The organism is Streptomyces sp. CBMA152 (assembly GCF_014596475.1).
Taxonomy (GTDB): domain Bacteria; phylum Actinomycetota; class Actinomycetes; order Streptomycetales; family Streptomycetaceae; genus Streptomyces.
Map to the genome: position 1 here is coordinate 14,898 of NZ_MECJ01000020.1, position 18,948 is coordinate 33,845.

18 protein-coding genes and 1 pseudogene are annotated in these 18,948 nt (G+C 68.7%); 11 read left to right on the top strand and 8 right to left on the bottom strand.

Annotated features, from left to right (window positions below; genetic code table 11):
• Positions 1-2 precede the first annotated feature (2 nt).
• The 4 genes from BG418_RS18530 to BG418_RS18545 all read left to right on the top strand — a co-directional run bounded on the left by BG418_RS18530 (position 3) and on the right by BG418_RS18545 (position 4,032).
• Positions 3-1,406, top strand: a complete 1,404-nt coding sequence (locus BG418_RS18530) for a deoxyribodipyrimidine photo-lyase (RefSeq protein WP_188275024.1) — start codon at positions 3-5, stop codon at positions 1,404-1,406.
• Between the two features lie 814 nt (positions 1,407-2,220).
• Positions 2,221-2,451 carry a hypothetical protein gene (locus BG418_RS18535; protein ID WP_188275025.1) on the top strand — a complete coding sequence of 77 codons (231 nt, stop codon included), beginning with the start codon at positions 2,221-2,223 and terminating at the stop codon, positions 2,449-2,451.
• Positions 2,452-2,951: 500 nt separating this feature from the next.
• On the top strand, positions 2,952-3,359 hold the full coding sequence (locus BG418_RS18540) for a CGNR zinc finger domain-containing protein (RefSeq protein WP_188275026.1): 408 nt from the start codon (positions 2,952-2,954) through the stop codon (positions 3,357-3,359).
• A 133-nt stretch (positions 3,360-3,492) separates the two neighbouring features.
• Complete coding sequence (locus tag BG418_RS18545; RefSeq protein ID WP_398999334.1) at positions 3,493-4,032, top strand: GNAT family N-acetyltransferase; 540 nt, start codon at positions 3,493-3,495, stop codon at positions 4,030-4,032.
• Positions 4,033-4,567: 535 nt separating this feature from the next.
• On the opposite strand, the gene BG418_RS18550 is transcribed toward BG418_RS18545, so the two are convergent.
• Complete coding sequence (locus tag BG418_RS18550) at positions 4,568-5,992, bottom strand: MFS transporter (protein WP_188275028.1); 1,425 nt, start codon at positions 5,990-5,992, stop codon at positions 4,568-4,570.
• 197 nt (positions 5,993-6,189) lie between these two features.
• Between BG418_RS18550 and BG418_RS18555 the strand changes: the two genes are divergently transcribed.
• Complete coding sequence (locus tag BG418_RS18555; RefSeq protein ID WP_188275029.1) at positions 6,190-6,756, top strand: TetR/AcrR family transcriptional regulator; 567 nt, start codon at positions 6,190-6,192, stop codon at positions 6,754-6,756.
• A gap of 277 nt (positions 6,757-7,033) precedes the next feature.
• On the opposite strand, the gene BG418_RS18560 is transcribed toward BG418_RS18555, so the two are convergent.
• The 3 genes from BG418_RS18560 to BG418_RS18570 all read right to left on the bottom strand — a co-directional run bounded on the left by BG418_RS18560 (position 7,034) and on the right by BG418_RS18570 (position 10,288).
• On the bottom strand, positions 7,034-7,543 hold the full coding sequence (locus BG418_RS18560; protein WP_188275030.1) for a hypothetical protein: 510 nt from the start codon (positions 7,541-7,543) through the stop codon (positions 7,034-7,036).
• 563 nt (positions 7,544-8,106) lie between these two features.
• Complete coding sequence (locus BG418_RS18565; RefSeq protein WP_188275031.1) at positions 8,107-9,225, bottom strand: acyl-CoA desaturase; 1,119 nt, start codon at positions 9,223-9,225, stop codon at positions 8,107-8,109.
• Positions 9,226-9,232: 7 nt separating this feature from the next.
• Positions 9,233-10,288 (bottom strand): ferredoxin reductase, encoded by a 1,056-nt coding sequence (locus BG418_RS18570; RefSeq protein ID WP_188275032.1) that lies wholly within the window; start codon positions 10,286-10,288, stop codon positions 9,233-9,235.
• A gap of 86 nt (positions 10,289-10,374) precedes the next feature.
• Here BG418_RS18570 and BG418_RS18575 point away from each other — a divergent pair, with 86 nt between their 5' ends.
• The 4 genes from BG418_RS18575 to BG418_RS18590 all read left to right on the top strand — a co-directional run bounded on the left by BG418_RS18575 (position 10,375) and on the right by BG418_RS18590 (position 14,960).
• On the top strand, positions 10,375-11,514 hold the full coding sequence (locus BG418_RS18575; RefSeq protein WP_188275033.1) for a CdaR family transcriptional regulator: 1,140 nt from the start codon (positions 10,375-10,377) through the stop codon (positions 11,512-11,514).
• An 876-nt stretch (positions 11,515-12,390) separates the two neighbouring features.
• Positions 12,391-12,561, top strand: a complete 171-nt coding sequence (locus BG418_RS18580; RefSeq protein ID WP_188275034.1) for a hypothetical protein — start codon at positions 12,391-12,393, stop codon at positions 12,559-12,561.
• A gap of 698 nt (positions 12,562-13,259) precedes the next feature.
• Positions 13,260-13,778 (top strand): hypothetical protein, encoded by a 519-nt coding sequence (locus BG418_RS18585; protein ID WP_188275035.1) that lies wholly within the window; start codon positions 13,260-13,262, stop codon positions 13,776-13,778.
• A gap of 210 nt (positions 13,779-13,988) precedes the next feature.
• A complete protein-coding gene (locus BG418_RS18590) occupies positions 13,989-14,960 on the top strand; it encodes an SDR family oxidoreductase (protein ID WP_188275036.1) in 972 nt (323 codons plus the stop codon).
• Here BG418_RS18590 and BG418_RS18595 read toward each other — a convergent pair.
• Both BG418_RS18595 and BG418_RS18600 read right to left on the bottom strand, forming a co-directional pair.
• Positions 14,951-15,979, bottom strand: a complete 1,029-nt coding sequence (locus BG418_RS18595) for a YafY family protein (protein WP_188275037.1) — start codon at positions 15,977-15,979, stop codon at positions 14,951-14,953. The two genes, BG418_RS18590 and BG418_RS18595, sit on opposite strands and share 10 nt — an antisense overlap.
• A 413-nt stretch (positions 15,980-16,392) precedes the next feature.
• Positions 16,393-16,599: pseudogene (locus BG418_RS18600) on the bottom strand (MerR family transcriptional regulator); the annotation flags it as partial.
• A gap of 102 nt (positions 16,600-16,701) precedes the next feature.
• Between BG418_RS18600 and BG418_RS18610 the strand changes: the two are divergent.
• Positions 16,702-17,151: a transposase gene (locus tag BG418_RS18610; RefSeq protein ID WP_398999319.1), complete on the top strand. Its 450-nt coding sequence runs from the start codon at positions 16,702-16,704 to the stop codon at positions 17,149-17,151.
• 106 nt (positions 17,152-17,257) lie between these two features.
• On the opposite strand, the gene BG418_RS18615 is transcribed toward BG418_RS18610, so the two are convergent.
• Positions 17,258-17,425 (bottom strand): hypothetical protein, encoded by a 168-nt coding sequence (locus BG418_RS18615; RefSeq protein WP_188275039.1) that lies wholly within the window; start codon positions 17,423-17,425, stop codon positions 17,258-17,260.
• Positions 17,426-17,443: 18 nt separating this feature from the next.
• Between BG418_RS18615 and BG418_RS18620 the strand changes: the two genes are divergently transcribed.
• Entirely contained in the window at positions 17,444-18,187 is a 744-nt protein-coding gene (locus BG418_RS18620; protein WP_188275040.1) for a hypothetical protein, read from the top strand.
• Between the two features lie 24 nt (positions 18,188-18,211).
• On the opposite strand, the gene BG418_RS18625 is transcribed toward BG418_RS18620, so the two are convergent.
• A complete protein-coding gene (locus BG418_RS18625) occupies positions 18,212-18,679 on the bottom strand; it encodes a hypothetical protein (protein WP_188275041.1) in 468 nt (155 codons plus the stop codon).
• Positions 18,680-18,948 lie beyond the last annotated feature (269 nt).

The following is an 18,948-nucleotide window of genomic DNA, read 5'->3' on the forward strand; positions in this document are numbered from 1 at the left end:
CCATGACGGTCGCGGTCGTCCTGTTCACCTCGGATCTGCGTCTGCACGATCATCCACCGCTGCGCGCCGCCCTCGCGGCCGCGGACGAGGTTGTGCCGCTCTTTGTCCGGGATCCGGGCATCCACGCCGCGGGCTTCGACGCGCCCAACCGCAGCGCATTCCTCGCCGACTGCCTCGCCGACCTGGACGGGTCGCTGCGCGCACGCGGGGGGCGCCTCGTGGTGCGCACCGGACCGGTGGCCGAAGAGGTCTGCAACGTCGTCACCCAGTGCCGGGCGGCGCAGGTGCACATGGCCGCCCACGTCACCGGCTACGCCCAGCGACGGGAGGAGCGCCTGCGTGATGCCCTCGCCGGGTGCGGTGCTGCCCTGCACGTACACGACGGTGTGGTCACTGCCGTCGCCCCCGGTGCCGCGACCCCTGCGGGCTCCGACCACTACGCGGTGTTCACGCCCTTCTTCCGCCGTTGGTCGCAGGAGAGGCTGCGGGAGGTCTGCCCGGTGCCCCGCACGGTGCGGGTGCCCGACGCCGTGCGCGGGGAACCCCTGCCGGACCGCGGCGCGCTGTCCGGCCTCTCCCCGGGCCTTCCGCGCGGCGGCGAAACAGCAGGGCGCGAGCGATTCTCCCGGTGGGCCAGGTCGAGCCTGTCCGGGTACGAAGACGGCCACGACGATCTTGCGGGCGACAGCACCTCGCGCCTCTCGCCATATCTGCACTTCGGGGCGCTCTCGCCGGTCGAAGTCGTCCAGCGGGCCCGCGCCCGAAACTGCGCCGGGGCTGAGGCGTTCGTACGCCAGATGTGCTGGCGCGACTTCCACCACCAGGTCCTCGCGGCCCGGCCGAGGACATCCTTCGAGGACTACCGCTCCCGGCACGACCGTTGGCGGACCGAAGACGAGGCGGCCGACGACATCACCGCGTGGAAGGCAGGACGTACCGGCTATCCCGTTGTCGACGCGGCGATGCGCCAACTGCGCCACGAGGGCTGGATGCACAACCGGGGACGGCTGCTGGTGGCGAGTTTCCTCACCAAGACGCTCTACGTGGACTGGCGGATCGGCGCCCGGCACTTCTTGGATCTGCTCGTCGACGGCGACATCGCCAACAACCAGCTCAACTGGCAGTGGGCCGCCGGCACCGGCACCGACACCCGTCCCCACCGTGTCCTCAATCCCGTCCGGCAAGGCAAACGCTATGACCCCAGCGGCGCCTACGTACGCCGTTGGGTGCCTGAGTTGAAGAACGTGGACGGCCAGGACGTGCACGAACCCTGGCGACTCCCGAAGGGCGTAAGGGATGGCCTCGGCTACCCGGCCCCGCTGATCGATCTCGCTGACGGGCTGGCACGTTTCAAACGCGCCCGCGACCGAGACCAACAAGAATCGAATGCCCTGGCTCCTTGGTGACCGGCTCGGTCCCTCATAGTGGATCACCACACCAGATGCACCCCACACCCCGGGCGCGCCTTCGAGGGGTCGGACAACGCGGCCTCGCGCCTGTGGTGGCCGGGGGTGCACGGTGACGAGCATCGAGCACGTCGCGACGCTGGCGACGTTCTGGGCGGTGGCGTTCCACGCATCCGCCCTGGACGGAGTCGCCCGCAATTCGGCGCTGCCGACACCGCTGCTACTGCGCCTGCTCGCCTTCGAGGGGGACGGTGACCGTCCGCCACTCTGTTCGTGTCACGAATCGACCACAGCGCCTTTACGAGGAGCGCACAGCAGCTACATTCCCCCTCTCTGAAATCAGCAACCAAGGCGGCAACATGAGCCAGCGCCTGCCCAGTTGGGCATCACCGCACCAGCCCGAGGAGGAAAACGCGCCGCGGAAGAAGCGCGGCGCCAAAAGGATCGTCGGGTTCTGGCTCCTCAGCGCGGTCGGCCTGTTCATCCTGCTCGGCATCATCGGAGCGTTAACCGGCACTGGCAGCAGCAAGACTGACGCCAAGACCAGCCCGGACACGAGCAGCATCGCCCCGTCCAAGGTGCCAGCCACCGCTCCCGTAAAGACCAAGGCCCCACCAAAGCCGCCCCTTCTGTCACGCTCAGCGTCACCAGTACGCCCGCAGCTAGGCTGGCCACCGCCGAGGCGCGGAAGAAAGCCGCCGCGATCCTGGAGCAGGAAGACCAGGACTTCCGAGACTTCCTCGCCCAGGGTGAGAAGGCCGTCGGCACCTCGGACTGGCCGGCCTGGGACCAGAAGGCGATCGCTGGCCTGGACATGAAGCAGACCGCGTTCAGCAAGGCAGATGCGTACTTCACTGCCGGCGATGAGCCGACTGATCTGCTGGAGGCGTGGCGGTGGGACAACGGGGACGCCGATGCGGCGATCATGCGGTTCGCGGGGACCGGGCCCGAGATGGACGCGCAGAGCCGGAAGAACGCCGCTGACTGCCTGGCCGCGCTGGCGAAGGCCGACAAAGATGCTGAGAAGATCGCCAACAGCAGCTGAACCTGAGGGCATCCGAACTGGCGGGCCGAAGCTCAAGCGGCCTGGGAAGTACGCCAGAAGTCACGGCCACCGTGCACACCGGGGCGTAGGTAGCCATGTGCCGGGGCGGGTGGGAGGCGGGAACTGCGTCTGGGGGCTGACCGGGCCGGATTCACGCCTCGTCTGGGTGATCCGTGGCGGGGCTGACCGGCGCACCTTCCGGGGGCCAGTAGCGTCGGCTCGTGATGGGGCATCTCGGTGACGCCGGATCAGTCGGCCGCGGGCCGGTGCAAGATCGGCCTCAACCTCATCGAGGCCCAGATGGGCCGTCACCAACGCGGCGGAATCGCCGCCGAAGACGGCACGTTCGTAGAGGAGTTGAGTCCGCATGATGCGCTCGTCCACAGTCATTTGGCGATCGTAGCCACTCGGCCACGACATCACACCGACAAGCCAGCAAACCACAGCACCCGGAGGCGGAGTCGGCTCTGTCCGGGGGACCTGACGGTGTGGGCGCCGGCGTGACCTCGCAGCCCTCACCCTGCGCCGCAGACGTACGGGAGGCCGCCGCGGATATCGCCAGCATCCCGGACATCAAGGATGAGGACAGCGCCGCCGAGGCGATGAACACCCCGCTCGACCGGTATCCCGCCCAGCCTCGACTGGTGCGCCTGCCGGAACGCCGCTGGTCACTCCACACCCCGGCTCCCCACGACGCGCAGCCATCTGTATGGCCGCTGTCCACTGCCGCGCTCGCCCTGACGCTCTGGCTCAGCGAACGCGGCTACTGCGCACGGGGTCGCTGTGCCGCCCCCGGATGCGACCGCTACTTCATCGACACGGGACGTCGCGCCTCGCAGTGCTACGGCTCGACCCGCTGCGCAACTCGGGTCTCAGTCGTCGCCCCCCCCCGCAACCGGAGCCACTGATCGGCGCATTGCATTCGCCGTCTGGCCGCGGTCCGTCCCGGGCGCAGCTGGGGCTGAACCGGGGTCAGAGCGTGCGGTGAAGTGCCCGGTGAGGATGACGCAGAGCGCATGTGTGATCCAGAATGACCGGGTGATCACGCTTGAGACTCCCCGTCTGATCTTGCGTCGCTGGCGCGAGGAAGACATTGTGCCGATGGCCGCCGTCAATGCCGACCCCGAGGTCATGCGGTGGATCCGCGACGGCAGCGTCCGTGACGAACAGCAGACTCGCGACGGGGTCCAGGCATGGGAGAAGGAGTGGGAGTCACAGGGATTCGGCATGTTCGCCGTGCAGATCCGGTCCACTGGCGAGCTGGCCGGGTTCACCGGCCTTGCGGTGCCCACCTACTTCCCTGAGGTACTGCCGGCGGTCGAGGTCGGCTGGCGGCTGGGACGGTCCCACTGGGGGCAGGGCCTGGCCACCGAGGCCGCTGCCGCCGCTGTCCGGTTCGGGTTCAAGGAGCGAGGCCTGGAGCGGATCGTCAGCATCACTCAAGTGGGCAACAAGGCCTCCGAACGGATCATGACCAAACTGGGGATGCATCCGGTCTGTGAGACCGTCAATCCCGCCTACGGTCGGCGAGTGCGCATGTTCGCGTTGTCATCGGACCAGTACGCCGTAGCCACTGGTTGATCGCGGCAGTGAGCACGGCGGCTCGTAGCCGACCGCGTGGTTGTCGGCCCTGGAGGCCACGGCTCGATGCCGGTTGCGGCCCGGGGGTGATCGCAGTGTCGGCGGCGCCGAGCGAGGGCGTCCAGCATGTCAGACGAATGCGCTGGTCCCGCGTAGGGGTACGGAGCCGGCGCATGGTTCAACCGGCAGACGAAGGCGCCTTCAGCCACTTGCCGGTTCCGCCTCAACGAGCTGGGCGCAGGGGCCGGACGGGAAGGCGTTGTTGACTCCGATCCCCGCGATGATCTGGGAGCCGTTGCGGGCGATACAAGCGCGCCGGTGACGTCCCTCAGGTCCGGCAGCCCCGTCACGATCTTCTGTATCTGATCAGCCACGGCCCCGAGCCTACGCATCCGACGGCCCCAGCTCATCTCATAAACGGTCATTTCATAAACGGTCATTTGTGAGAGGCGCGGGGCATCATCTTGCCGACCGGGAGGCGTCCCGCCGGGGGATCATCCGGCGGGACGCCTCCCGGCCAAGCTCGGTGTCGCTGTCAACGGCTGTTCACGGGTGCCTTGTTCGAGGTGGTGACCGCACCTGGATCAGCGGCACGTCGCGGCACCGTGGAGCCTTCCGAGGGCCTGGACCTTGTCAGCCACAGGCCGGTGAACACGGCGGTGGCCAAGGTGACGACGCCGGCCGCGACGAAGGCGCTGTTGAGGCCGGTCTCGAAGGAGGCACCGCCGGACTGCCGGGTGCGGACGATGGCTCCGAGTACCGCCACGCCGAGCACCGCGCCGATCTGGCGAGTGGTGCTGCTGATGCCTGATGCGAGGCCGCCTTCCTGGGGGCTGACCGCTTGGATGGCGGCCCCTGTCAGCGGGGACATGGTCAGGGCGAAGCCGATGCCGGCGAGTGCGAGCCGCCACCACACGTTCCCGTAGCCGGTGTCGGCGTGCACCATACCGAGCGCCAGCAGTCCCAGACCGGCCAAGGCCAGGCCGGTGGTGACCACGATCCGGAAGCCGTACCGGGCGGCGAGCCGGCCCGCGTACGGGCTGACGATCACCATGGCGAGGGATACCGGCAGGGTCTGCAGGCCTGCGCGCAGGATCGAGCTGCCCTGGACGTATACGAAGAACTGGGAGAAGAAGAACGACGAACCCATGAGCGCGAACCCCACCACGATCACGGCGGTGTTGGACACGGTGAACAGGCGCTGCCGGAACAGCCGCAGCGGCAGCATCGGAGCGGCACGACGCGCTTCGACGGCGACGAAGGCGGCGAGGAGGATCACCGCGGCGGCGAAGCTGCCCAGGATCACCGGCGACGTCCAGCCGCGGGCACCACCCTCGATCAGTCCGTAGGTCAGTGTCCCCACCGCCAGAACGGACAGCACCGTCCCCGGGATGTCGATCGCGGGGGCGCCCGGATTGCGGGTCTCTTCAAGGCTGCGCAGACCGACCAGCAGAAGGACCACGCCGAAGGGCAGATTGACCAGGAAGATGGCAGGCCAGCCGAAGGCGTCCGTCAGCACGCCGCCTGCCACGGGGCCTGCGGCCAGACCGATTCCGCTGAATCCGGCCCACAGCCCGATCGCCTTGACTCGTTCCTGCGGTACGGGATAGGCGGCGGCGAGCAGGGCGAGCGAGGCAGGGCTCAGCGCCGCGGCCCCGATGCCCTGCAGCACCCGGCCGGCGACCAGCCAGCCGAGCGAGGGGGCGAGGCTGCACACCACCGACGCGGCGGTGAACACGGCCACGCCGGTCAGGTACACCCGCTTGCGGCCGAACCGGTCGGCGAAGATACCGCCGGACAGCAACAGCATGGCGACCAGCAGTACGTACGCGTCGACGATCCATTGCAGGCCGGTCAACTGAGTGTGCAGCCGGTGCTGCATATCAGGCAGCGCCGCTCCAACGATCGTGTTGTCGAGCAGGACCATGAATTGGCCGAGGCAGGTCACCGTGAGCAGCACGGCCCGATTCGATCGACTGCCTACGGCCGCAAGCGATTCAGTGATGGGGATTCCTCTCAACTGCCAGTTGCTCCCCGCCAACGGTTGACGCGGGTGGCGGTACACCTGAGCGCTCTAACGCATCCAGTGACTGCGTTAGAGGACCATAGGGAGGGTTGCCTCACAAACGCAAGTCATGACTGCGTTAAGGTGGGAGCATGAACGAGCGACAGCCAGCCCGGCGACCCGGCGGGCGCAGCGCCCGCGTCGGCGCGCAGGTGCACCAGGCCGTGACCGACCTGATCAATGAGCGCGGCTACGGCAACTTCACCGTCGGCGAGGTCGCAGCGCGCGCCGGCGTGGCCGACAGCAGCATCTACCGCCGGTGGGGCAGCCTGGAAACCCTGCTCACCGACGTGGCGCTCACCCGCCTCAACGCGCAGTCGCCGATGCCCGACACCGGGAGCCTGGCCGGCGACCTGCGCGCTTACGCGGCCCAGGTCGCCCGCGAGATCAGCGGACCCGACGGTCTGCTGGTGGTGCGCCTGGCCGTCGCCCTGTCGAGCAGCGGTCAGCAGGGCCTACAGGCGCGTGACGACCTCCGCGACGAACGCACCCGGCAACTGCAGTCCATGCTCGATCGCGCCCGCGAACGTGGCGAACACGCACCCGATGCGCTCGGCGTGCTGGACCACATCCTGGCCCCGATGTACATCCGCGTCCTGTTCGGCATGGGCCCGCTCACCCCGGACTACGTCGACGGGCTGGTCGACCGCTTGCTGTGACCTCAACCCGGTCCCCGGGATCAGCTCTCGGACGCGGTGGCAGGGCTCCGCAGTGCCCTGCCACCGTGAGGTGCTCCATTACGTGCCGTCCCACATCAGGCATCCGGCCCTCGGCCGGCTCTGTCAGCGGCCAGTCGGAATTCCCCGCGTACGGCCAGTTGCTGCATGTACGTTCCGTCACGACTGTGCGACCTGATCTGGAGCTCGGAGGGTCGCATGGTCACCTGCCACGACGACACGGCGAGGCTGGCCGCCGCGGTTCCATCGTGTCGCCGGGTCAGATCCATCCGGCGGTCTTGAGGACACTGGCCGCGACGGCCGAGGGCGGCACCTCGGTGGTGTCGATGGTGAAGTCCGCGATGGCGGCCTGATCGATGATCTGGTGGAGTTGGCCGGCCCGTTCCAGGTGCCAGGGCAGGGACTCGGGGTCGTTGGCGGCCTCATGACGGAGCCTGAGCCGGGTGTGCACGGCAGGCAGGTCCGCGATCAGGCGGCAGACCTGGAGCGGCATGCCGATCGCGGCCTGGTAGCCGTCGAGGTCGGCCGTGTTCTCAGCGACCCCGGCCAGCACGAACCGCCGCACGCCGACGTCGAGGTAGTTGGCGGTCAGGCCGCGCAGGTTGCGCAGCAGCAGGCGGAAGTTGAACGGGTCCTCGTCAGGTGCTGGCCACGACTGGTTGAGGCGGTCCAGGTCCATGACCGCGTGCGGCACACTGGCCTCAGCCAGAAGGTCGCCGACCAGGTCGGCGACCGAGGTCTTGCCGACACCGACGGTGCCCGTGATCAAGAGCGCACGCGGCTCAGTTCCGCTCGCATATTCATGGTGGCCCATCAGCACTCGCCCTACTTCTTACTGCTTGAGTCGATCTGCGCATTATGGCGGTTGCGAGAACTCCGGGCACCAGGATTTTTGTGTACTCACCACTAAGAAGAACCAGTAGTTGAGGTCAGACGCGGAGCCATTGTAGTGACACTCGGTGACCGCGGGTGGCCAGTTACCTCCCCAGCAACTGGCCACCCGCGGGGAATTCCACGTGGCCGCTGTCACGGCTCAGGGCGGCCTGTCCGAAGCCGTCGGCCGGTGGGCCGTCGCCGCGGATCGGAGTACGGATCAGGCTGGGGTAAGGCGTCGTATGCCCGACCACGGCAGGTCAGCGCACTACATCACCGCGCCGGGGGCCGTGTGCTGCGCTTCTGGCGCACGTCCAGGCAGCGCAGCCGGACACCGGGCTGCCTCGGATCATCCCGTAGTACGGTCTCATGTCGCGGCCGCCTACCGTCCGCAATGGATCTCACCGAACCCGGCGGTGCCGCCGGGTCCGGCCGAAAGATCTGAACCAATACCGAGAATCAGGCCGCGACGAGCTCCTGCTCGCGGTCCGGCGTTTTGACCTTGGGCTTCTTGTTCGGCAGCGAGAGCCGGAAGACCTTGCGCCACGCGGAGAACACCTGCTTGGGCAGCGGCCCGGTGACGTACTCCAGCTCGTACTTTTCGAACAGCGCGCGCACCTTCACCGCGACCTCGGCGTACCGGTTGCTCGGCAGGTCCGGGAACAGGTGGTGCTCGATCTGGTGCGACAGGTTGCCGGTCATGAAGTGCATGGCCCTGCTGCCGCTGATGTTCGCCGAGCCCATCATCTGGCGCAGGTACCACTGGCCGCGCGTCTCGCCCTTGATCGACCGGCGCTCGAAGACCTGTACGCCCTCGGGGAAGTGCCCGCACATGATCACCGAGTGGGACCAGAGGTTGCGGACCAGGTTCGCGGTGAACGTGGCGGCGAGCGTGGGGAGGAACGACGGGCCCGACAGCAGCGGGTGGATCACGTAGTCCTTGAGCACCTGCTTGCGGATCTTGCGGCCCACGGCCTTGGCCCGCGCGCGGAACTCCGGGTTCCTGCGGCGGCTCTTGTGCAGGTTCTTGCCGAGCTCCAGGTCGTACGCTGCGATGCCGTACTCGAAGAAGCAGGCGTTGATGAAGTTCCACAGCGGCTGGCCGAGGTGGAACGGGTGCCACTTCTGGTCCTCGTCGACGCGCATGATGCCGTAGCCGAGGTCGTTGTCCTTGCCGATCACGTTGGTGTACGTGTGGTGCAGCTCGTTGTGGGAGTGCTTCCACTGGTCGGCCGGCGAGACGTGATCCCACTCCCAGGTGGTGGAGTGGATCTTCGGGTCGCGCATCCAGTCCCACTGGCCGTGCAGGATGTTGTGGCCGATCTCCATGTTGTCCATGATCTTCGCCACGGACAGGCCGGCGGTGCCGAGTAGCCACGCGGGCGGGAAGATCGAGAACAGCAGGACGCCTCTGCTGGCCAGTTCGAGCCCCCGCTGCGCCGAGATGACCTTGCGGATGTAGGCGGCGTCCTGCGCGCCGCGGCCGGCGATCACCTCGTCGCGGATCGCGTCCAGCTCGCGGCCGAGCTCCTCGATCTGCTCCGCGGTCAGGTGGGCGGTGGGGTCGATGGCGGTCAAGGTGCTCCTACCGTTCGATGTCGCAGGGGCCCGCCGCGGCGGACACGCAGGTCTGAATGAGGACGCCCGGCTCGGCCTCGGTGATCTCGCCGGTGCGCAGGTCGCGGACGGCGCCCGCCTTGAGCGGCGTGACGCAGCCGAAGCAGATGCCCATGCGGCACCCGGAGGGCATGAGCACGCCGGCCTCCTCGCCGATGTCCAGCAACGGCGTGGCGCCGTCCGCGTCGACGGTCTTGCCGGTGGCGCTGAACGTGACCTCGCCGCCGTCGCCGGTGGCGACGACGCTGGGGCGGAAGCGTTCGGTGTGCAGGCGCTCTGGTACGCCGTGCTCGCTCCAGTGCTTCTCGGCGGCGTCGAGCAGGCCAGCGGGCCCGCAGGCCCAGGTCTCGCGCTCGGCCCAGTCGGGCACGAGTTCGTCGAGACGGGCGATGTCGAGCATGCCGTCCCTGTCGGTGTGCACCTCGGTGAGGCGCAGCTTCTCGTCCGCGACCAGGTCGTGCAGTTCGTTGCGGAAGATCACGTCTTGCGGCTGTGGTGCGCAGTGGACCATGACGACGTCGTCGAACTCGGTGTCGCGCAGCATGCCCATCGCAGGCGTGATGCCGCTGCCGGCCGTCAGATAGAGCACCTTGGCGGGCTTGGCCTGCGGCAGCACGAAGTCACCGGTCGCCTGGTCGAGCTGGATCAGCGTGCCCGGTGTCGCCCCGCGGACCAGGTGGTTGCTGACCTTGCCGTCCGGGATCGCCTTCACGGTGATCGTGACGCGGCCGTCCGGGCGGTCTGTCGGCGAGGTGAGGGAGTAGGCACGCCACAGGCGCACCCCGTCGACGTCGACCCCGATCCGCACGTACTGACCGGCCGTGTGGCCGCGCCAGCCCCGTCCCGGCCTGATCACGATGGTCGCGGCGTCACCCGTCTCGGGATGCACGGCCTCGATGCGCCCACGCAGGTCGGTGCCCGCCCGCAGCGGGCTTACCAGGTCGAGGTAGTCCGACGGCAGCAGCGGCGTCGTGACCATCTCCAGCAGTTTCCACGCCCTGCTGCGGAGGGCTGCACTCGTCATGGCTTCAGCTTGCTGCGTCTCTGGGCGTAAAGTCCTGACCGCAGAACGTAAATCTGGTCGGCTGAATTGTTCGCAGGGAACAAGACGTGAGTCATGCAATGCGGAGGGTCAGCGAGCTGGCTCTGGATGAGACGACGGTCACCGCACTTCGGGGCGCGCTGAAGACGACCGCCGACGAGGTCGTCCAGGCGATCATCGATGAGGTCCCGCCCTACGCCAACGCCCTTTCGGGCCGCATGGGCGGCACCATCCGCCGAGCCGTCCGCACCGCCCTGGGGCACTACCTGGACCTCGCGAGCGGGAACGCCACAGGCGGCGACGCCGGTGACGCGGCCTACGAGCTGGGCCGCGGCGAGGTGCGCGACGGCCGTTCGATGGACGCCCTGCTCAGCGCCTACCGCGTCGGCGCCCGCGTGGCCTGGCGATGCCTGGCAGCGGGCGCCGTACCCGCAGGTCTGCCCGCCGCCGAGGTCGCCAAGTTCGCCGAGCTGACCTTCGCCTACATCGACGAGCTCTCCGCCGCGAGCGCCGCGGGCCATGCCGACGAACTGGCCGCCCGGGGCAGGGCCCACGAGCGCCACCTGGAACACCTGGCCCGCGACCTCCTCTCCGGTGCGAGCCCGGACGTGCTGCTGGCCTCCGCTCAACGGGCCGGGTGGCAGCCCCCGGTCTCGCTGACTGCGGTCCTGCTGCCCGCCGACCAGGCCCGGCCTGCCTACCGCACGCTCGACCCGGGCACCCTCGTCCTCGACGATCAGCCGGACGCCACCGGTGTGCTGCTCGTCCCCGATGCCGACCGGTCACACCTCTTGCGGCAGCTGACCGACCGCACCGCCGTGGTCGGCCCGGCACGGCCATGGACTCGTGCGTCCGCTTCGTACGCACGAGCCGTACGCGCGCGCTTGCTCTCCTCCGAGATTCGCGACACCGAGGACCACCTGCCCGAGCTGGTGCTGAGCGCCGACGCGGACGCGTTCGCAGACCTGCGCGCGCGAGCCCTCGCACCGCTCAGGACCTTGCCTGCCGCGACCGCACGGCGGCTGGAGGAGACGTTGCGGGCGTGGCTGCTGCACCAGGGCAGGCGGGACGAGGTGGCGGCGGCGTTGTTCGTCCATCCTCAGACGGTCCGGTACCGGATGTCGCAGCTTCGGGAGCTGTTTCCGGATCTCGGATCGCCACACCGGGTCCTTGAGCTGACGCTGGCGGTCGGTCTTCGGGGCAGCTGACGCGTACTTCGGCCGTCCGCGAGCGCGTCCGCGAGTGCGACTTTTCGAGTTTCCTGACACCGCTGTCCCGTCGCAAGCGGTCTGGTCTGCACGCAGGGCCGCGGTCTGCGTCGACGCAGCGGCAGTGGCCCCGGGTAAGCGGGCTTCCGCAACCGGCCGCGGTCGCGTACGAGGCCGAAGGGGATCTGGGCGAGCTTCCGGCGCAGGCGGGGGTCCATCCGTGGTCTTCTCTCGTTCGCTCCCGAAGCCTGGCGGCCAGGGACCTGTGCCCACCACCGAGTGGAAGCGGTGCCTCGTGGAGTGCATGGCCGCTGCGCCTGGGAGGCACTCCGCTGGGCTCCGCCCATGTCAGAGCCCGCTTGCAGCCCTCGCCTGTAGGCGCTTCTCAACAACCTGTCGGGGTAAGGGCTCAGCTGCTCAACCAAGTACGAGCTCGTGTGCCCAGCGGACGGCACTCGTCGCAAAGCCCAGGCCTACTATCTGTGCCGAGTGGGTCGGGGCGAGCTGCTTGGGGCGACCGGGCGGCGGAATCTTTCGCGGTGCGCCATCGGCGCGGCGGTTGGGGGTCGACTGGTCAGGCGAGTGCCGCGAGGGCCAGGGCAGGCGTCGACCCGCCATCACCCTCACCTGATGATTCGGCGGCGGTGCCCCTGCGCGCCCTGAACGCAGGGGCACCGGCACCGCTCAGACCGTCCCCTACTGACCCGCTGTCCGAGCGGCACCCTGACGTGCGACCGATCTATCGGACAGACGGCACCCGCCGATCGGTGGGTGGTCAACTCCCTTGGCAAGTAATACGCTTCGCGCAAACCTGAGCCCGACTCATTCACGGGGGAACTGATGAGGCTTCGCGCTTCTGCCATGTTCGGTGCCGGTTTGCTCGTCGCTATTTTGCTCTCCGCTAGCGGCGGGGGCAGCAGCGCCGACACCGCTCGTGCCGCGCAGGACGGACCCAAGTACTTCAACGTCAGCACGGACGCGTCCGCGACGGAGTACGGCCTTCTGGCCACCCCGGACGCGACGGCCATCGAGTACGGCCTCCTGTAGGCCACCACCCTGAGTGCGAGGCCAGGGGGACCCTGCTCGTCCTGGCCTCGCCGCTCACCATCGCCTGGGTTGCCGCGGGCTCCGCCTACGGCCAGGACCCCCACCCCCGGCGCTTCCTCGAAGCACCGGCTCTTCCACGCCGTCGCCGGGCCAAGTACCAGCCACGGATCTTGAGGACGGCGTGGCGCTGGTGCGTCCGCAGCGGGCGCCGATGAGCAGGCGGCGGGCGCCTTTGACTGCACCGGTAGCGATCGGCCACCCTGCAGCGAGTGCGGAGACCGCCTGGCCGCAGACCAGCTCGATCACGGCCTGGTCGCCTTCCGCTTGCCTGACGGGCCGCACGCCACCACCACCGCCCTGACGAGGCATCAGCCAATTGCACTCCAAGAGATGCCCCTGACCAGGTCATATGGAGAACTGGAGTACTCACCCGCTCCGCCGACCACCGCCAGCACCATACATGAGTGCCCCCCTTGTGCGACGCGGCCCAAGCTGCGAGTGGCGGGGCACTCATGTGAGGCCATGTCTTGGCGGTGGCTACCGGCGGGGACAACGTCGCCAAGGTGATGTGGGACGCCCGCAGTGTTGCCCAGTTCCTGAGCCTGGGGGGAGGGAGGAGCGCCACAACACACCTGTGCGAAACTCCTGCGAGGGTGGTTCCAGGGGGAGGATTTGTGCGTCCGATAAGGGTGGGGTTGGTGGCTGTCGCGGCAGCGGTCGCAGTGGCAGGGCTGTGCGGCGTTTTTGATCCGCCGAGGTCTTCCCCGCCCACTACCGACGACCTTGCTCCTCGCGCGCGTGCCCAGCGGTACGAGGAGCAGAAGAAGATCACCGCCAACATGAACTGGGCGGTCAAGCAGGAGTTCATGGCGGCAGGGCTCGACGTCGACGACGACCTGTTCCTGGCCAACCCGGTGAAGGCCACCTGCTCGCTCCACTTGCGCGTCATGTTCGACGAGGCGAAACGGCCCCGGCTGGCGAAGGCGTATGCCGCGCTGGAGGCGGACGGCTGGCGACCTGCCGCCGGCACGGCTCCGGGCACGCCCAAATACCGCAAGGACAACTCCGCCACCGACAAGTCGAAGTACGCCAACGACAGGTGGCAGCTGACCGTCAGCCGCGAGCACGACTTCGACGAGCCCGGCAGCGACGTGGATTCCGACAGGCCGGGCACGTACCTCAACATCGTGGTCGACAACTGCACCCAGCAGACCTGAGCCACAGCGCGCCCCACACCACGATGGTCCACGTTGTGACGACTTGGGTGCGGATCCGGGCTCGGGTGCGCCGATGCTCCGCACAACACCCCCTCGTCAACCACCTTCCGGCACCGGCCAAGCGAGCCGGTACCTGCCGCTGGCGAAGGGCAGAGAACACCCGGAAAAGGGTGACGTGATCTGTCACCTTTGGCGTGGACGATGAACGATATGAGTAAGGACATCTCCCGCCAGGACGTTACCCAGAAGGCTGCCCAGGAGGGCTCGCTCACGGGCCGGATCGTGCTCGTGGCCGGGGCCACGCGCGGTGCCGGGCGTGCCCAGGCCGTCGAGCTCGGCCGCGCCGGGGCCGTCGTCTACGTCACCGGACGCACCACCCGTACGCAGGCGAGCGAGGTCGGCCGTACTACGGAGACCATCGAGGAGACCGCGGAACTCGTCACCGCGGCCGGCGGTACGGGCATCGCCGTCCCCACCGACCACCTCGACGAGAGCCAAGTCCGCGCCCTCGTCCGGAAGATCGACCAGGAGCAGGGCCGGCTCGACGTCCTGGTCAACGACCTCTGGGGCGGCGAGCACCTCCTCGCCGCCTCGGTATTCGGCAAGAAGAGCTGGGAAACCCCGCTCGCCGACGGCCTGCGCATCCTGGACCTCGGAGCCCGCTCGCACGTGATTACGGCGGCGCTCATGCTGCCGCTCCTGATCCGCTCGGACGCCCCGTTGCACGTGGAGGTCACCGACGGCACCGCGGTCTTCAATCGCCGCTACCGCGAGAACATGTACTACGACCTCGCCAAGAACGCCCCGATCCGGCTCGCTTTCGGGCTGGGCCAGGAGCTCGCGGAGTACGGGGGCACGGCGGTCGCCGTTTCGCCGGGGTTCCTGCGCTCGGAGCAGATGCTCGCCCACTTCGGCGTGGCCGAGGAGAACTGGCGGGACGCCGTCGCGCAGGAACCGACCTTCGCGATCGCCGAGTCCCCGTACTACCTCGCCCGCACGGTCGTGGCCCTGGCCGCCGACCCGGACCGGGCCGGGCGCTGGAACGGCAAGTCCACCTCCAGCGCGGAACTCGCCAAGGCCTACGGTGTACAGGACGTGGACGGCAGCCAGCCGGACGCCTGGACATACATCGAGGATGTCGTCCACGGCAGGAAGGACGCTTCGGCGGACGACTACCGCTGATCCTCCGGTTGCCTCCCGTACAGGGCGGCGAGGGCCAGGGCGCGCTCGCGGAAGCGGGTGCGCAGGCCCGCCGGGGCCAGCACCTCCACGTCCGCGCCCAGGCTGGCCAACTGGTGGAAGGCGACGTCCTGCGACTCCGTCGGCAGGTCGAGCGTGACCAGACCGGCGGCATCCGGCCCGCTCGCACCGGCCAGCGCCTCCTCGACGGCGGCCGCGTCCGCCACGGCGGGCAGTCGGCGCAGACCCTGCTCCGTCAGGCGCACGGTGACGGTCGTGCGCAACAGCGTCCGGGCGAACCCGGCCGCGTGGGTTTCCCAGTACGCGGCCAGGTCGAAAGCCGCATCGCGTACGAACGGTTCCTCCGTGGCTGGAGTGAGTGCTGCGACGCGGTCGGCGCGGTAGGTACGCCAGGTCCCGTCGCGGTCCGCGCCCTCGCCCGGGATCCGGCCCACGAGATACCAGACGCCCGCCTTCAGGACGAGCCCGTACGGCTCCACCACACGGGAGATCGTGGAAGGCTGCGCGCTGTCGCGGCCCGGCCGCGCGTAGGACAGCTCGACGGTGCGGTCGGACCACACGGCGCGGGCCAGCTCCGGCAGCAGCTGCGGTGTGGACGGCTCCCGGAACCAGGCGGGCGCATCGAGGTGGAACCGGCGTACTGACGACTCGGCCGCCGCCCGCACCGACGGGAGCAGACTGGCCGTCAGCTTCAGACGTGCGGCATCCGCCGCGTCCGACAACCCCAGGTCCTGTAGGGCCGTAGGCAGACCGGACAGGAACAACGTCTCCGCCTCGGTGGGGTGCAGAGTGGTGAGCCGGGTCCGGTAGCCCGGCGCCAGGGAGTAGCCGCCCACCCGGCCGCGCTCGGACCGGACCGGAATGCCGGCCTCCTGCAACGCCTGGACATCGCGGATCACGGTGCGCTCGGAGACGTCCAGCTCGCGGGCGAGCGAGGCGGCGGTCAGGCCGGGGTTCAACTGGAGGAGGAGGGCCATACGCATCAGCCGGGCAGCGCGCATGGTCCCATGATCGGTGACCCGGTGACCCGGTGACCCGGTGACCCGGTGACCCGGTGACCCGGTGACCCGGTGACCCGGTGACCCGGTGACCCGGTGACCCGGTGACCCGGTGACCCGGTGACCCGGTGACCCGGTGACCGGCCTCGTGGCACAACCAAGGGCATACAGCCCGCAGCCTGCGACGGGCTTTCATGGCTCTGCGCGGTGAAAGCGGCCCGGACTCGTTGGCAACGGCCAAGTGGGGAGGGGCTTTTTGGTGTACGGAGTCGCTGACAAGCCTCCGTAGAGCGCTCAGTGCCCGACGTGGTGCATCCTGGCATTCGGGTCGAGAGGCAAATGTGGTTGTGTTCCGGTCACTTGGGGTTCTGGCTGCGTCAGGCGGGGGTGAGTGCGGCGTCGTTCTCGTCGCCCGTGAGGCAGGGCAGGACCTGGGCGATCACCGCCGTGGAGAGGTCGGCGGTCAGCAGGCAGCGGATGCGGCGTACCGATTCCACGTCGGCCTCGCTGAACACCCGGTAGCCGCTTGGGAGTCTTTTCGGTGCGAGCAGGCCCTGCTGCTCGTAGTAGCGCAGCAGCCGCTCGTGAACGCCGGTGCGCGTGACCATGTCCTTCATCCGCATGCACGACCTGCTTCCTTGGCCGCTTGACTCTGACATTGGTGTCGGAGTTCAGCGTGCGGACTACGGGCTGCCAGGGGGCAGTTCACCGGGAAGGGAGCGGTGATGTCCAGACACTCGACGGCTGTGGTGCTCGGCGGTGGCGGGTTGGCCGGCATCGGCTGGACCACGGGGGTGCTCGCCGCGCTGGAGGAACAGGAGGTCCTCCGCCTGGGTTCGGCCGACCGCGCGTACTCCTCCCGCCGCAACCGGCGCTACCTGCGCAGGCGCCAGGTCAAGCACACCATCCCCGAACGGAGATCCCAGCAGGCCAACCGCTGGCGCCGGGGCGGCCGGGGCGGCCGTCCCGGCGGCTTCGACCATGAACGGTACGCGCGCAGGAACGAGGTGGAACGCACCATCCCGGCGCTCAAGGGATTTCGTGCCGTGGCCACCCGCTACGAGACGCAGGCATATGTCTTTCACGGCACGATCCCCCCCCGCCAGTCTGTCCCCAGCCGTCCACGACAACACGCTCCACCTCGTGAACTCCCTGTTCATGTGGCCACGGCATGACGTCTTCGACGGCACCACCTGGACTGAAAAGGAGCTTCGTCAGCGAGAACGACCGCTCGCGCCGCAGTGACGCCCTGGCCTCCTTCGACGGCAAATTCCACGCCGCCTACCCGTCCACCGAAAGCGACCAGCTGCGCCACACCACGTGGAGCGCGACCGACGGCTGGGCCGAGGCCACCAACCTTGCGGGCCGCGACTCCAACAACACCCGGCCCTGCTCGTCGCCAAGGACGGCCCCGAAGGCCAGCAGAGCGAGGCCCTGCTGCTGGTGCACGGAGGCATTGAGCGGTGCGTGGAGCCTGAGCCGCCCGCCCCGCGCACCACGAAACAGGTCATCGACCAAGGCAAGGCCGTGTACGGACCGTGGAAGAGCGACGAGGGCTGGGGCGGCCGGCCCCGGCTGCGCCACCGCACCGCCATCACCCCCGGCCGGCGCAACGGCAAGCAGGTCCTCACCCTGGGGTGGGAGGCCAAAGCCGAGTACTGCTGGGGCTTCTGGTACTACGACGACGACCGCGGCTGCCCGGAGCCCGCGCACGTAGGCAAGGTCCAGCTCCGGCTCAGGGACAGCCGCGGCGCCGCGCCCCACGGACGGGCCTTCGACTTCACCCCGGGCATCCCCGACGGCTCCGGCTACCTCCGCTTCGACGCTGTCATCGACCGGCCCGAGGCAGGCACCTACACCCTGTCCAGCCGGTCTGGCATCGAGAAGACCCGCGGTTACTACGACGACGCGAGCTACCGAACGCTGGTAACACCCCACCCGGACACAACGACGACAATCCTGACCGCTGGACCGAATTCACCATTAACACGCAATCCAAGGCCACCATCACCCTCAGCTGACGGCACACAGGCCGGTGCCCTGAGCCCCAGGGCACCGGCACAGGACCCTCCACCAGCCCGGAACAGCCGGGACGAGCAGCACCCCGACGCTCCACCGACCTATCGGACATCCTCTAGCCCAGTCATACGATGGGCGTCATCCCTGTCGACAGGGATGACGCCCATAGCGTTTCAAGGGGGCAGGCTGTAGCCGCCGTCGGCGTGGTCGCGAAGGTCAGAAGATGATGCGCGGACTCTGCACGTTCATGTAGTACTGCACTCCGGAGCCGAAATCAGCCCAGAAGCCGACCTGCACCACCACCTGCCTACCGGTCTTGGGAAGGTCTATCGAGGGGTAGTTGTAGTAGTTGTTCCCGGAGAAGGCGGGGAGCCAGTGGCCGGTGCGCTTGTCGTAGCACCCGAAGTCGTACAGCCACTTCCCGGTGTCCGCGTCCACGAGCTGGGCACACGGGTCGGAGGGGAAGGTGTTGTTGGCTCCGATTCCCGCGATGATCTGGGAGCCGTTGCGGGCGATGCAGGCGTCTATGTTGGCGCCGCCCCAGTTCGCCCAGGAGTGGTTCGGCGTGTAGTCGGACCGGCAAGCAAATCCGCTCTCCGTTGCGGAAGCGGAGGGAGCCACCGTCACGATGCTGGCCAGGGCTGCCCCGAGCGCGGCCGATGTGGCGAGAATGCGTTTGAACATGACGTCTCCTCTGTTCACGGACATGCCCCCGCAGCCTGCACCTGGGGGTCGGCCCATAGGGGCTGTGCGGGCTGGTGGGATTGTTTCTTGGCGGGTCGTGGCCCGTTTGTGACGTGCTCGTCTCCCGCGGTCCGACACTGCCGGGACGCTGAGTTGTCCGTGCGGCCCTGGAGTGATCCATGCAGGTCAGCTCGGAGAAGGGGCCGGACAAGTAGAGTTGTCCGCGGACAGCAGACGGTTGGGCATGCACAGATTGCACGGCCGTGGTG